Below are 15,790 nucleotides of genomic sequence, written 5' to 3'. Positions count from 1 at the left end.
TTGAGGCGGTGATGAACAGTGTTCATTACTATTGGATAGGCAGAGCATCGGTCATTGCATTGATGACTGATGCTCGGTTGATTGTTTTTTATTCAACATGGACACACCCATGGATAACAGAATAACGGAACAAACTATCGGTTTTATTAATGTAATGCCAGGTAGCCAAGTTTATTATTATAGCGCGTTGGCACCCAGTATTCTGGTGAATGAGCAGACTATTCCCGAAGTGCGTTACCAAATATTCAGGAATAGCGCCACCGCGCAACCGATGACTTACTACGCAATACTCTCATTGCAGACGCAACTGAACAGCAGTATGGCTGCAGCACAGGCAGCGGCTCGGGATAATCCCGATATTCCGCCGGACGCTATCCTGCTCCCCCTACAAATTATTGCCAGCACTGCCACGCTCAGTATTCCACAAGCTATGCCTCAACTGCTGAATCACACCTCGCTGGGGAATAATCAGTTTTGCTATATCATGGCCGCACTGACTGATGCGAATGATATTGAGCGAATCGTCGCGCTGCTTCAGCAACCGGAATCAGCACCGATTGCTGTCAGTTATAAAATCGACTACCTGCAACAGTTACCCCCCTCAACCTTTGAACTTGATGCCCAATGGGATCAGGTATATGAATATCTGAAAATCTCATTCGGTTTTAATGCGCTGATTTTTTCTTTTAATATTGATGATATTTCCGAAACCTTAATCAGTAATAAGCTGGTTACTATCAAGGTAAGAAATACCAATCCCGACCATTACATGAGACAAGCCACGGCTGAATTGAGCACGATTCTGACTTGCGAATTTTTCACTCCAGTATTTGGTCAAATAAAAACGGCTCCCGAGCCAAAATTTGGTTTTCAATTACAAAACATCTCAGTTAAAGATATTGATAAACGGACACTCAGTGCCCGAATCACCGAAACTACGGTAGTGCGGCGATCTCTCTATCCTCAAGCGCTTTTTGCCACATTGGTTAGCCAGAGCCATTATGATGCCATCGACGTCGTAAGCTATCACGAGCTTCAGGATAATTTTTTCTCTTACCGCACCATAAAAGCTCAACTGCTGACATCTGAGTTAGACGAGAATATTCAATTGGTGGCGCTCAATTTGACTTATGGCACCACGCGGTCCCCATTAGTTTTCTCCAGAAATAATATGGCGGCTAAAACGTTCCGTTTTTCAGCCATTATCGACCCTGTAACAAAAAAAATGTCCTGGCCGGTGGAGTATCAGTTCACATTATATTTTAACCATCCGGTCGGTGGTGTGATGTTTGTCAGTTCAGCCATCATGAGCACATCCTTAACCGAAATTTTTTTAGACATTGAATCGTTATATAGCCGTTATCATTTCGTTATTGCCACAGAAAAAAAATTCAACTGGGCATGGTATACATCAATATTGGTAAATATCACCTGTACCCATATTGAAAACAAAGAAAACAATACGTCAAAAAATTTCCACATCACCGAGAAAAAACCGTCAGAAGAATACAGCATCATGCTACCAGATCCTGAATGCTATACTTTTTCGGTAATCAAAGAATATAGCATTAGCGCTAACACTCCCCATATACCAGTAAGGTTAGACCAGCCCACCAGCCAGGATGTCAGCATATCTTCACGACTCTATAAACAAAGAACGCTGAAAATCACCCCAGCTTTTGACTGGGAAAGAATCACACAGGTTCTAGTCAATGTGACTTACTGCTATAACCAATTCGCCATGAACACGTTAAAGGAAGCATTTTATTTCTCTGAAGACCAGTCAGAACCTGCATTATTTAGCGCAGATCAACCCGACCCGACATTACTGTTTATTAATCTCGACATCATGATTATTGATAATTACGGCGATATTGAAAATAAAGAATTCATTACCGATGAAGATCAAATCGATATTACCAACTGACCATAAGGATGTATCATGTTATTATTGAGAGAGAAAACCGCTACGATTAAAAATATCACGTTTTTTTCTGATGATTCAGATGAAAACCAATTTTGGTATTTGCCCGGTGATATTCATATTGCCGTACGTGATGGAAAACCGGTATTTTCATTAATTAAATACACCGGTGATGACACCAACCAACAGGGAGGATACATCAACTTTGAGGTCAATACTGCCGTCGATGAAGGCGAACTCAATACTGCGTTTACCGATTACCTGAATAAACTGAAGATCAAGCCGCAAAATGCCCGTAAAGCGCCAGTACCGTTTAACAACGGTACCGTGAACTTTTTTGTTCTGGATGCACAAAATGCCAATGGCCAGTTGATCAGCGCACAAAGCCCTAGCCTGTTTGGGAATAACACCGCCATTTTAAGTGCTAAACTGACGCCACAACAGGCAGTTATTCTGGAGGCCGCATTTAATCAAGCGCAGGCACCTGCCGCTGTGGCTTACAACCTCACTTATACCGGTATCACCCCGGCATTGAAAGTGGATGTCACCGCAGAATTTGACAGCGTATATAAGGAATTTGGTGCTAAGTTTGGCATTAATATTCCTATTCCGGTCGAGACACCGGCAAGTTTTTGGCTCGGCTTTGACAGCGTGATTAAGAAACTGGAGCAAGATCAAAAACTCGTGATTAAAGTGACCGAAAGTATGCCCGGCGATCAGGCGACCAAAGAAAAAGAGTGGGCATTACAGTTTGTCAAAGAAGAACTACTAAAGATATTTTTCAACGCAACCATTAAACCAAACGCAGAAAGTAATGAGCAGGCAAAATCAGCCAGCGCTTCCATTCTGGAATCATTGATTGGCAGTAAAGATGAAACAGGAAAAGGCGGTCTTTTCCCCTGCGCATCATTGGAATTAAAAGTGGTCAACATTACCGAGCATAAAACCTTATCCTTTAACTACACTTCATCAAAAGCGATTACTCAGGCCGCCGTACCACAAAACTTTATCGGCACCGACACGTTAAAAGCCCAAAAAGATAAACCTTATTTTATTGAAGTAAACGTCAATGATCCGTTCTTTCAGAAAATCGAACTGCAAATCTTCGGCCCTGATGGCTTTGAAGAGTTCGGTATCAAAGCGGCAGCATTTCAAGCCAGCTACAATAACAATGTCTATACCAGTGATGCCTTTACCGAAGACGGTAAAGAATGGCGGAAAAATATTGCCAGAAGCAAAGACAAAAATGAATTACTCGATATTCAAGGCGAGTTTATCTTTAAATCAGCGAGCAGCTCCGGCTGGGAAGGTAACAGCAGCTATCAGTCAAAATTCAAAACCGCTTCTACCACCATCGGTCTCGATCCGAGTAATTTACTCACTTTCAATGAAATTGATATTTTCCTCGACAGCCAGTTCTCCTGGGATAAATACAATCAGGTGCTGGTTGAACTCACTTATCTTGATGACAAAGAACAAAAGAAAACCAAGAGGTTCTCCTTTAATCCCGATAAAACCAAGGCGCAAACCTTCAAGTATCGCTGCCTGACAGAGAAACCCTGGACGGTTCATTATACGATTACCTATCTTGAGGTCGGTGGGCATACCCGGTTGGTCGACGGTACAGATAATCCGCCTGCCATCGTTATTCCGACATGAGCTACGGTAAATAATCATGGTTGAACGCGTTGCGGTGTTACCAGCGGCATTGGACGCCCTGGTAACCACTTTATGCCATCATGTGCCGGATTTAACAGGCACGCTATTACCCGACATTCACCGTTTTAACCAGAAACGGATGGCGTCGGGGCTGCTGTCTGCGACATTTAATACCAGTCTATTGGCTTATAACGGTTGTCCACTGGAGTTCACGACATCCAGCATAAAACCGCAAGCTGTGGCTTGCACGTTTGATACTTTTCTCCCGCTATCCACCCAGGCTCGTGATATTGGGGCCTTCAGTGCGGAAAATTACCCATACGCCTCGTCAGACTCATCTGCATCCTGCTTCGCACACATTTCCCGGATACAACGGCCGGATACGCCTACCCAAGCGCTAAAATTTGGCTCATGGTTGGGGCGGAAATATACCGCTGACGGCGTTAAAACCAAGGTTTACTCCGAAGTTCCGCCAAATAATCAAGCATTAATCGCTCTGTATGCCTCCCCGCTAAATCACGCCAATAGCGATTATCCCCTGCATCAGTTAACCGCAGCCGGACTATCGCTGTTGATGATTGGCTATTACCCAGATAACCCTGACACACCAACTGAATATTATTATCAGTGGCACAGCGCAGAAATAACGCTGGCGGACATTGCCAACGTTATGCGGTTATTTGGTACTGAACGTGGATTTCCTCCGCTGGCCGCGCTGCTCAGGCAGGTATTAGCTAACATGCCTAATCCAGATGAATTCCCCGCCACCACCTATGGTTTCAGCCTGGTCTATAACCATCAACGCCAGTTGGAAAGTTTTAGCCTGTTTACTATGGCGCCGCGCTTTTTAGGCGGCAACGCGCAAGCTGCCCTCAAGATTGGTGAGCTATTGCAGCACGTGGCACAGCCCATGCCACTGCTACAAGCGTTGCTCAAGGAGAATGTGCCTCTTCAGTTTAATGTCATCGGCTTTACGGTTGATGCACAGGCAAGGTGCGGCGTCAGTTGTACCTTCAGCCCGCAGAACGACCTTTGGCGCGAGGTTGCCCTACCAGACCGTAGCCCGCCGCCGCCGCGCGGCATGTCGCCAGATGCAATCCTCCGACAACAGCAGTCAGAAAACGGGGCATTCCTGTCCAGCGTCAGAACACCCGACGGCCAGTGGCATCTGGATGCCAATGCTTTTGTCACGGCTCAAGTATTAAGGACGCTCGACTACACCGAGCAAATGGCTCCCTATATTGATCGCGCGCTGGATTTTCTCGCTAGTTGTGAAACGCGCCCCGGTCATTTCAGTTTCTGGCCTCGTCACGCTCATCCCTGTTGGATGAACGGCCAGATGATTGACGCCGATATTGATGACACGGCGATAATTACCGAAATGTTATACAAATTTGGCCGTATTTCTCCTGACGCCGTTCGCCTGACGCTGATTGAGATGAATGGCTATCAGCTACAGAAGGTTGATGCCCGACTTACCGAACCGCAGCATCAATGGGCTGAATGTCAAACCTTCCACACTTGGATGAAACAAAATAATGAGATTAGCCAGCTCGACTGCTGTGTTAATACCAATGCGCTCATTTTACTGTATCGTTTTTATGGCGAACAATGCGCAACCCTACCGGCTTATTATCGTATTATCACCATGCTTAATAAAGCCGTCGTCTGGAGCCAAAACGAATATCAGAGAATAACCCAATTAACCCCCTACTACGCTCATCCCGCCGAATGGTTGTCCACACTTGAATATGCCCAAAATATCGGTATCGATACACTATCTGACATTATTACGCCGTTAAAAAAATGGCAGTTTGCCAATGGTGCTGGGGAAATACCACTCTATCGTCGTCACGATGGGCAGTATCTGTGGACCTCATCCTATTTATCAGCGCTGAGGCGTTGTTCTGTTCTCTATGATACGAAGGATACCTATGAACATCTTTCTCAATGATCTGGTCACGCTAAACAAAATTATTCTGGAAAACGCGCAGCAGCAGTTTACCGAAAATGTTAATCTGACCAGAAAATTACGGGCAACTCTAACGCCATTATCCGATGAATTGATAGCACAGGTCAGTACCGAGAATGTCTCTGGCGAAATACGCTATCAGATTGAAACCATAACAGATGGCATTAGTTGGACGATGGTACTGAGTTTTTTTCTCAACAAAAACATTCAGGAAATGCCTTATGTAGTGCTCAATTTCAATCAGTTTGGCAAATTCAATGAAATGATATTTCAGGACGTGGCACTCAAAGCTGAACGGCAATATCAGGCTCAATTAAAACTAACCCAACTTGAGCAGCGAGATGCGTTATTAAGAGCCTTATCCAACTACGATGCGCAAACCACGCTGGTGATCGCCATCAAATCTGATACCGGCCTGCTGAATACTATTACTGATCCTAAAATATTTTATTTTGCGGAAAATTATTATCCTTATATCTACCGCGGCATTGCGCCACCGAATCCACGTCTTGAATTAATTCTCACACCAATAGAATATCATCAATACTGGTATAACTATTATCAGGATAATATTCGTAAAGATTATCTTTATTATTTACCCGATACGTTTCAACTGGCCAGTAACAGCAATGACAATAATAAACCCATGTTGTCGATCTCCTTTTCTGCACCAGAAGGGGCAACAGAGGTGGCTCAGTTTAATGTGACCTTTGACTATTTCTTGCTACCCAAGGTGGACAGACAACGCATTAGCGACGCCGAAACTACCTTTATCCAATCCCAGCCACAAGGTAAGTTGATCCCTTTTTCCAGTGCACATAGCCTTAAACTACGGTTGTCATTACCGGCGGGGAAAACCGAAGAAACCAACGCAATAGTAAACCTGCAAAGCGGTATTATTGATTCGTTCACGCTGCCATCGGCGCAGTTTGCAAAAATTTGGGATGCGCTGTTTGATACCACGGCACAGCATCTGTTGCTCAATGGCGAGCTGGAAGTTAAACAGGAAGGCTTTAGCCCTGACAATATCCCGGTACAGCTCAGGATGCCGGTTGCATATAAAAATAATCCCCAGCTGTTTATCGATAATTCCACCCCAGTTGAAATTGTCAAAACGCTGAAGTTTATCAGCAGCCAGGGTGCTTATGATCCCACCGGCCCGAAACCCATAGAACAGATACTAATCAGTATCAACCACCAGACGATAGCACTGAATAGCGAGCAGCCTACCAAAACCTTAGAAGTGAAAGTATCGGCCTTGCAACTCATTCTTAATCCGCAAGAAAAGCTGATCTACCATTATGATGTGCAGATTCATTACCAGGATGGGGCAAGGAAAGAGCTTAGAGATTTAACCTCGACCTTCGAAATTATTTATGTCCCTTGACACTCTCCCAACGACGCTGTGGCATTAAAGTGTCGTTGGGTAATATATTGTGTTTTTATATATAAACTGATGATAGCGGCAGCTATCTAAAAAACCGGCAACGTAACTTTTGCCGATTTCTGACAATGACTGTTTTAATTTGGTCATAAAAAAATCCGGTATGCTGTTAAACAGCATAACCGGACTTTTCGAGTTAACGGCTATTTCATCCGCCCACAATATTTTGTGCTATATCTATCGCAGCTTATTCAACCGTGACTGATTTTGCCAAGTTACGTGGCTGATCCACGTCGGTGCCTTTAATTAGCGCGACATGGTAAGAGAGTAACTGTAGTGGCACGGTATAGAAGATAGGCGCGATAATCTCTTCTACATGTGGTAACTGAATGATTTTCATCCCTTCACTGTCAGTGAAACCGGCATCTTGATCAGCAAACACATACAGCAAACCGCCACGGGCACGCACTTCTTCAATGTTGGATTTCAGTTTTTCCAACAATTCATTATTTGGCGCAACCACGATGACCGGCATATCAGCATCAATCAATGCCAATGGGCCGTGCTTCAACTCACCCGCAGCATAAGCTTCAGCGTGAATATAAGAGATCTCTTTAAGTTTCAGCGCGCCTTCCATCGCAATCGGGTATTGATCACCGCGACCAAGGAACAAGGCATTGTGTTTATCAGAGAAACCTTCAGCCAGCGCTTCAATGGTTTTATCCAGAGACAACATCTGTTCAATACGAGCAGGTAGAGCCTGTAACGCATGAACAATATTCTGCTCCAGACTGGCATCAGCGCCCTTCAGCTTGCCAATACGCCCCACCAGCATCAGTAATACTGTCAACTGAGTGGTAAAGGCTTTCGTTGATGCTACGCCAATCTCAGTACCGGCTTTGGTCATTAACGCTAAATCTGATTCACGCACCAGCGATGAGCCAGCGACGTTACAAATAGCCAGCGACCCCAAATACCCCAACTCTTTTGATAAGCGCAGAGCAGCTAAGGTATCGGCAGTTTCACCTGATTGTGACAAGGTGATCAACAGGCTGTTTGGGCGCACAGCGGATTTGCGGTAACGGAACTCAGACGCAATCTCTACGTCACAAGGCACACCGGCTAATGATTCAAACCAATAACGCGAAACCATGCCTGAGTTATAAGAGGTACCACAGGCAATAATTTGAATATGTTGAACATTTGCCAATAATGCATCCGCTTTAGGGCCAAGTTCAGACAAATCAATTACACCATGATTTAAACGGCCTTCCAGCGTATTTTTAATCGCCATTGGCTGTTCATAAATCTCTTTCTGCATGTAATGGCGGTAAACACCTTTATCACCGGCATCGTACTGCACCTGAGATTCAATTTCAGGGCGCTCAATAGCATTACCCTGTTTATCAAAAATTGCGATGCTACGGCGAGTTACTTCAACCACATCACCTTCTTCCAGGAAGATGAAGCGGCGAGTCACGGGTAATAACGCCAGTTGGTCAGAGGCAATAAAGTTTTCACCTACACCACAACCAATCACTAATGGGCTACCGGAACGCGCAGCCACCAAACGGCTTGGGTCACGACTATCCATAACGACAGTGCCGTAAGCGCCACGTAATTGCGGGATAACACGCTTAACCACTTCCAGCAAAGATCCACCTTGCTGTAGCTCCCAGTGCACCAAGTGAGCAATAACTTCAGTATCTGTTTCAGAACTGAAACGGTAGCCACGACCAATCAGTAATTCACGTAAAGGTTCGTGATTCTCAATAATGCCGTTGTGTACCACAGAGATATAGTCAGAAACATGAGGGTGCGCATTGGCTTCCGATGGCTCACCATGGGTAGCCCAACGGGTATGTGCAATCCCGGTGCCACCATGTAAAGCCTGATTTTCGGCAGCATCAGACAGCGCCTGTACTTTACCCACCCGACGTAAACGCGTCATATTACCTTCAGCGTCAACCACTGCTAAACCAGCAGAGTCATAGCCACGGTATTCAAGACGACGTAAACCTTCGATCAGAATCTCAGCGATATCACGTTGCGCTACTGCGCCAACAATTCCACACATCTATTTTATTCCTATGTAAGGTTCTTTTAGAACCTTGTCGATGTCAGTGACCTGATTTTCCGGATTTTCCGGGTTCCCCGAGCCTGTAGAGTTGGGGATTATTATGTTTTGCTCTGTGTTTTCAGCATCAATAGATAAACCAAAAACACAGGGCAAAACATCCCTTCAAAGAATAAACGATATTGAAGGGGCTGTTTTAATATAACCTAAATAATTCGAGTTGCAGGAAGGCAGCAATTGAGCAACAAATTGGTTGTAAACCAATTTGAACAGCGCCTACGCTGGCCCGTAGGGTGAACCTCTAATGAGGCTCATAATCCCCAGAAGCTTACTTATTTTAAGGTCAACGACCAGTAAGTAACTGGGGTGATTGAACGCAGCCAACGCACCATGCAGCTTGAAATATAACGGGTATAGCTTATTTTTTCTTCACCGGACGCTGCCAGCCCTGAACATGGACTTGTTTAACACGGCTAAGCACTAACTCATTTTCCGCAATATCGCGAGTTACGGTAGTTCCCGCAGCGATAGTGGCACCCTTTGCAACAGTGACCGGCGCGACCAATTGAGTATCGGACCCAACAAACACATCATCGCCAATAATAGTTTTAAACTTATTAGCTCCATCATAGTTGCAAGTTATGGTTCCTGCGCCAATATTTACGCCCGAACCAATCTCGGCATCGCCCAAATAGGAAAGATGACCCGCTTTCGAGCCTTTACCCAAGCGGGTATTTTTGATTTCAACGAAGTTACCAACATGTGCGCCTTCAGCTAATTCAGCACCTGGGCGCAGGCGGGCAAATGGCCCAACAGAGCAGCCAGCATCCAGGCGTGAGTTTTCTAATACGCTGTATGGGCTAATGTCAGAATCATCACCGATCACACAATTTTTCAGTACGCATCCGCTACCAATACGAACCCGATCACCTAAAGTCACATGACCTTCAATGATGACATTGGTATCGATAGTAATATCACGACCATGTGTTAATTCTCCGCGCAAATCAAAGCGCGCGGGATCCAGTAACATCACACCGGCCAATAACAGTTTCTCAGCCTGCTCAGACTGGTATACACGCTCTAGAGCAGCGAGTTGCAGGCGGTTATTTACCCCTTCAACCTCACTCAACCGAGCGGGGTGAACCGCAGCAACCTTCTTACCATCAGCATGTGCCAATGCAATAATATCGGTGATATAAAACTCACCTTGAGCATTATTGTTATCCAGCAGTGATAGCCAGCGCTTTAGATCACGCCCATTAGCAACCAGTATTCCGGTGTTGATTTCATTAATTTCGCGTTGTGCATCACTGGCATCTTTATGCTCAACAATCCCCACCACGTCGCCATTCTCACGCACGATACGGCCATAACCACTTGGGTTATCCAGCTTCACGGTCAACAAGCCAATGCCGCCTTGTGGCTTCGCCGCCAGCAGTCGCTGTAAGGTATCCACAGAGATCAACGGCACATCGCCGTATAGCATCAGCACATCTTCATCGTCAGCAAAGTGCGGTGCGGCTTGTTGCATCGCGTGCCCGGTACCCAACTGTTCAGCTTGTAATACCCAGTTCAAAGAGGGATCGGATAGCGTCTTTTTCAGCAGATCGCCGCCGTGCCCATAAACCAGATGAACGTTTTTTGCACCCAGCTTCATGGCCGCATCAATAACATGCTGAACCATCGGCTTACCTGCCAATGGGTGTAACACCTTAGGAAGGTCGGAATACATGCGTGTTCCCTTACCTGCGGCAAGGATGACTACACTCATTGAGCTGTTAGACATAAGCAACCTGATAACTCCAATTTAATAGACGGAAGTAAACCTGTTTAGCGAAATAATTACTACATATTTCTCAACGAAAAACGTACTCAACCCGCATGGTTAAAGGGTTGTTGCTACTCGTCATGTAACGAAAAAATGGGGCGAAAAGTGTCTGCGATCAGCGACGCTTCCCGTGCTGTTTTTGTCAAAACACATGTACATATTCACGCTATTAACCACTTATTTTACGACAAGAAACAAGAGTTTTCAGAAAGAAACGCTTTGAGTTTAGCTGAGGCTTAACTAAATAGTAGGAAAGCGAATTAAGGGATATAAACAAAAGGCGAGTATCGGTGTTATCTGGTGTATAGGTAAAAAAAATGCCAATCAGATTTACTGACTGGCATTCTATTTTTTATTTATACCTTCGTACTGGAAGTTGCAGTGGCGTTAGCTTGCTACCTACCTGCAACCCCAATGACCTGAGTATATATAGTAATTTTATAAATCAACGAGTTAACGCAACCCATCAGTATAAAATTACATCGCCTTCCTGGTCAGTTCGATTACGCGTAATTTCGCAATCGCCTTCGCCAATTCAGCGGATGCCTGAGCATAGTCGACGTCGCCGTGGGAGTTGTTGATATGATCTTCGGCTTTACGCTTAGATTCCAGCGCTTTAGCTTCGTCCAGATCAGTTCCGCGAATAGCTGTGTCAGCCAATACGATCACAACGCTCGGTTGCACCTCAAGGATGCCGCCAGAAAGATAAATAAACTCTTCCTCACCGAACTGCTTCACGATACGTATCATGCCAGGCTTAATGGCAGTGAGCAGTGGGGCGTGACCTGGGAAAATCCCAAGTTCGCCTTCACTACCCGTCACCTGAATTTTTTGTACCACGCCAGAGAACATCTTCTTCTCTGCGCTCACAACATCCAGATGGTAAGTCATTGCAGCCATGTCACCCTCCAGTCAACAGCGTTACAGTTTCTTGGCTTTTTCCACTGCTTCTTCAATGGTGCCAACCATGTAGAACGCCTGCTCCGGCAAGTGGTCATAGTCGCCGTTCATGATGCCTTTGAAACCACGAATGGTATCTTTCAGCGAAACGAACTTGCCCGGTGAACCGGTAAAGACTTCTGCCACGAAGAACGGTTGAGACAGGAAGCGCTGAATTTTACGCGCACGGGATACAACCAGTTTGTCATCTTCTGACAACTCGTCCATACCCAAGATTGCGATGATGTCTTTCAGCTCCTGGTAACGTTGCAGAATAGACTGCACGCCACGCGCTACATCGTAGTGCTCCTGACCAACAACCAGCGGATCAAGCTGACGGCTGGTGGAGTCAAGTGGGTCAACCGCAGGGTAAATACCCAAAGAGGCGATTTGACGACTCAAAACGACGGTTGCATCCAAGTGAGCAAAGGTGGTTGCTGGTGATGGGTCAGTCAAGTCATCGGCAGGCACGTAAACGGCCTGAACAGAAGTGATTGAACCCGTCTTGGTGGACGTAATACGTTCCTGCAACACACCCATCTCTTCTGCCAGCGTTGGCTGGTAGCCTACCGCAGATGGCATACGACCCAGCAGTGCGGATACTTCCGTACCGGCCAAGGTATAGCGATAGATGTTATCGATGAACAACAGTACGTCACGACCTTCATCACGGAATTTCTCCGCCATGGTCAGGCCGGTCAGAGCAACGCGCAGACGGTTACCTGGTGGCTCATTCATCTGGCCATATACCAAGGATACTTTGTCCAGAACGTTGGAGTCCGTCATCTCGTGGTAGAAGTCGTTACCCTCACGAGTACGCTCACCCACACCGGCAAATACAGAATAACCTGAGTGCTCGATCGCGATGTTACGAATAAGCTCCATCATGTTTACTGTTTTACCAACACCCGCACCACCAAACAGACCCACTTTACCGCCCTTAGCGAACGGGCAAATCAAGTCCATTACTTTGATACCGGTTTCTAACAAATCTTGTGAGCTGGCAAGCTCTTCGTAAGAAGGCGCTTCACGGTGGATTGCCCAACGCTCTTCTTCACCGATCGGACCTTTCATGTCGATTGGGTCACCCAATACGTTCATGATACGGCCCAGAGTTGATTTACCAACCGGCACTTCAATTGGGTGTTCCAGGTTGATGACTTTCAACCCGCGGCTCAGACCATCGGAAGAGCCCATTGCGATACAACGAACAACACCACCGCCTAGCTGTTGCTGAACTTCCAGCACCAGCTTCTCAGCAGTGCCTTCAACCTCAAGGGCGTTGTACACTTTTGGTACAGCGTCTTGGGGGAATTCGACGTCCACTACGGCGCCGATTACCTGGATAATCTTTCCAGTAGCCATCTTGAATCCTCTACGTAATACGTTTACCCGTCATATTTCAAATTGCTGGGGCGTTGGCTGCTTTTTCTCACCCCAGTTGCTTACTTTATTAGCAAGCGCCAGGGGATTTGCTCAGTTGCCGCCGTTTCGCAATCTGAACTATTTAGGGTAATAACCTGGTTAAACCGCGGAGGCTCCCCCGACGATCTCGGTGAGTTCCTGAGTGATGCTGGCCTGACGAGCCTTGTTGTAAACCAACTGCAGCTCTTTGATCAGACTACCGCCGTTATCGGTGGCGGCTTTCATCGCTACCATTCGCGCGGCCTGCTCGCTGGCCAGGTTTTCAACGACGCCCTGATAAACTTGCGATTCCACATAGCGACGCAGGAGGGTATCCAGCAATGCTTTAGGATCGGGTTCATACAGGTAATCCCAGGATTTCTTCTTCAGCTCACCATCTTCCGCAGGCGGAAGCGGTAGTAGCTGCATGATCCGTGGTTCCTGAGACATCGTATTGATAAACTTGTTATTAACGATATACAGCTTATCCAGACGACCTTCATCATAGGCTTGCAACATCACTTTGACTGGCCCGATAAGCTCTGACAAGGAAGGGTTATCCCCCATGCCAGTAACCTGAGCGACAATCTTGCCACCCACGGAACCAAAGAAAGAAGCTGCTTTTGATCCAATCAGCGCTAAATCACATTCAACGCCTTTTTCAGACCAACCTTTCATCTCAGCCAACAGTCTTTTGAACAGGTTAATGTTCAAACCACCGCACAAGCCACGGTCTGTAGAAACCACCAGATACCCAACGCGCTTAACGTCACGCTCTTCCAGGTACGGATGTTTATATTCCAGATTACCTAACGCAAGGTGACCAATCACACTACGCATAGTTTCTGCATAAGGACGGCTGGCCGCCATGCGTTCCTGCGATTTACGCATTTTGGAGGCGGCGACCATCTCCATGGCTTTGGTGATCTTTTGCGTGTTTTGCACGCTGGCGATCTTGGAACGTATCTCTTTTGCGCCGGCCATTTCTGCTTCTCCTCATTACCAGACGGCCTGCTTTTCTAATGAAAAGCAAGGCCGCATAGCGTTACCAGGACTGGGTTGCCTTAAATGTATCAAGGATGCCTTTCAGCTTGCCCTCGATCTCATCGTTGTACGCGCCAGTTTGGTTGATTTGTTGCAGAAGCTCGGCATGCTCACGGTCAGCAAACGCTAACAGCGCAGCTTCAAAGCTACCTACCTTCGCCAACTCAACATCACCCAGATAACCACGTTCAGCTGCGAACAGAACCAGAGATTGCTGCGCAACAGACATCGGTGCGTATTGTTTCTGTTTCAGAAGCTCGGTCACTTTCTGACCGTGGCTCAGCTGTTTACGTGTTGCATCATCCAAATCGGATGCGAACTGGGAGAACGCAGCAAGTTCACGATACTGTGCCAGAGCAGTACGAATACCACCGGACAGTTTTTTCATGATCTTGGTTTGCGCTGCACCACCCACACGAGATACGGAGATACCTGGGTTAACCGCAGGACGAATACCGGCGTTAAACAGGCTGGATTCCAGGAAGATCTGACCATCGGTAATCGAAATTACGTTAGTCGGAACGAACGCGGAAACGTCCCCTGCTTGAGTTTCAATGATTGGCAATGCGGTCAAAGAACCGGTTTTACCTTTCACTTCACCCTTGGTAAAGGCTTCAACGTAGTCGGCGTTAACACGCGCAGCACGCTCGAGCAAACGGGAGTGGAGGTAGAATACGTCGCCAGGGTAAGCTTCACGACCTGGTGGACGACGGAGCAGCAAGGAGATTTGACGATATGCAACAGCCTGTTTAGACAGGTCATCATAAATAATCAGCGCATCTTCACCGCGGTCGCGGAAATATTCACCCATAGCACAACCGGAGTAAGGTGCCAGGTACTGCAATGCTGCAGATTCTGAGGCGGTAGCTACAACCACAATGGTATTAGCCAAAGCGCCATGCTCTTCCAGTTTACGCACTACGTTAGCAACAGTAGAGGCTTTCTGGCCGATAGCAACATACACACATTTGATGCCGGAATCGCGTTGGTTGATGATCGCATCAATCGCCAAAGCAGTTTTACCTGTCTGACGGTCACCGATGATCAATTCACGCTGGCCACGACCAATTGGGATCATGGCATCCACTGACTTATAGCCCGTCTGAACAGGCTCATCAACGGATTGACGTTCAATAACGCCAGGTGCGATAGCTTCAACAGCTGAGAAGCCGTCGTTTTCTACCGGACCTTTACCATCAATAGGTTCACCCAGAGTATTGACGACGCGACCCAACAGGCCACGACCGACGGGAACTTCCAGGATACGGCCAGTACATTTAACCTTCATGCCTTCGGCAAGATCGGCGTACGGACCCATAACTACAGCACCTACGGAGTCGCGCTCCAGGTTCAGTGCGATTGCGTAACGGTTGCCTGGCAGTGCGATCATCTCGCCCTGCATAACATCGGCTAAGCCGTGTACGCGAATGATCCCGTCACTAACGGAAACAATAGTACCTTCATTGTGAGCTTCGCTCACCACATTGAACTGAGCAATGCGCTGCTTGATCAGTTCGCTGATTTCGGTGGAATTCAGTTGCATATGCTCCAGTCCC

At 46.6% G+C, this 15,790-nt stretch carries 10 protein-coding genes; 4 read left to right on the top strand and 6 right to left on the bottom strand.

Annotated elements, in window-relative coordinates; genetic code table 11:
- The first annotated feature begins 109 nt into the window (after positions 1-109).
- Genes V1956_RS02145 through V1956_RS02130 form a run of 4 tightly spaced genes read left to right on the top strand, consistent with a single transcriptional unit; the run spans position 110 to position 6,942 of the window.
- A complete protein-coding gene (locus V1956_RS02145; protein ID WP_442824763.1) occupies positions 110-1,927 on the top strand; it encodes a hypothetical protein in 1,818 nt (605 codons plus the stop codon).
- Positions 1,928-1,942: 15 nt separating this feature from the next.
- Complete coding sequence (locus V1956_RS02140) at positions 1,943-3,583, top strand: hypothetical protein (RefSeq protein ID WP_420071643.1); 1,641 nt, start codon at positions 1,943-1,945, stop codon at positions 3,581-3,583.
- A gap of 16 nt (positions 3,584-3,599) precedes the next feature.
- Positions 3,600-5,537 (top strand): hypothetical protein, encoded by a 1,938-nt coding sequence (locus tag V1956_RS02135; RefSeq protein ID WP_442824762.1) that lies wholly within the window; start codon positions 3,600-3,602, stop codon positions 5,535-5,537.
- Positions 5,518-6,942, top strand: a complete 1,425-nt coding sequence (locus V1956_RS02130) for a hypothetical protein (RefSeq protein WP_372560179.1) — start codon at positions 5,518-5,520, stop codon at positions 6,940-6,942. The genes V1956_RS02135 and V1956_RS02130 overlap by 20 nt, the downstream gene beginning before the upstream one ends.
- Before the next feature lie 244 nt (positions 6,943-7,186).
- Here V1956_RS02130 and glmS read toward each other — a convergent pair whose 3' ends face one another.
- The 6 genes from glmS to atpA form a co-directional block, all read right to left on the bottom strand.
- A complete protein-coding gene (gene glmS / locus V1956_RS02125; protein WP_083161582.1) occupies positions 7,187-9,016 on the bottom strand; it encodes a glutamine--fructose-6-phosphate transaminase (isomerizing) in 1,830 nt (609 codons plus the stop codon).
- 418 nt (positions 9,017-9,434) lie between these two features.
- Positions 9,435-10,805 carry a bifunctional UDP-N-acetylglucosamine diphosphorylase/glucosamine-1-phosphate N-acetyltransferase GlmU gene (glmU, locus tag V1956_RS02120; RefSeq protein WP_420071645.1) on the bottom strand — a complete coding sequence of 457 codons (1,371 nt, stop codon included), beginning with the start codon at positions 10,803-10,805 and terminating at the stop codon, positions 9,435-9,437.
- Positions 10,806-11,324: 519 nt separating this feature from the next.
- On the bottom strand, positions 11,325-11,747 hold the full coding sequence (locus V1956_RS02115; RefSeq protein ID WP_004393020.1) for a F0F1 ATP synthase subunit epsilon: 423 nt from the start codon (positions 11,745-11,747) through the stop codon (positions 11,325-11,327).
- Between the two features lie 21 nt (positions 11,748-11,768).
- On the bottom strand, positions 11,769-13,151 hold the full coding sequence (gene atpD / locus V1956_RS02110) for a F0F1 ATP synthase subunit beta (RefSeq protein WP_083161584.1): 1,383 nt from the start codon (positions 13,149-13,151) through the stop codon (positions 11,769-11,771).
- Positions 13,152-13,310: 159 nt separating this feature from the next.
- Positions 13,311-14,174 carry a F0F1 ATP synthase subunit gamma gene (atpG, locus tag V1956_RS02105; protein WP_002220756.1) on the bottom strand — a complete coding sequence of 288 codons (864 nt, stop codon included), beginning with the start codon at positions 14,172-14,174 and terminating at the stop codon, positions 13,311-13,313.
- 61 nt (positions 14,175-14,235) lie between these two features.
- Complete coding sequence (gene atpA / locus V1956_RS02100) at positions 14,236-15,777, bottom strand: F0F1 ATP synthase subunit alpha (protein ID WP_004703877.1); 1,542 nt, start codon at positions 15,775-15,777, stop codon at positions 14,236-14,238.
- Between the last annotated feature and the right edge of the window lie 13 nt (positions 15,778-15,790).

Origin of the sequence: Yersinia sp. 2540 StPb PI (assembly GCF_052217165.1) — a bacterium.
GTDB classification, from domain to species: Bacteria; Pseudomonadota; Gammaproteobacteria; order Enterobacterales; family Enterobacteriaceae; genus Yersinia; species Yersinia enterocolitica_E.
The sequence above is the reverse complement of the archived record's forward strand: the minus strand, read 5'-3'. Positions and strand labels throughout refer to the sequence as shown.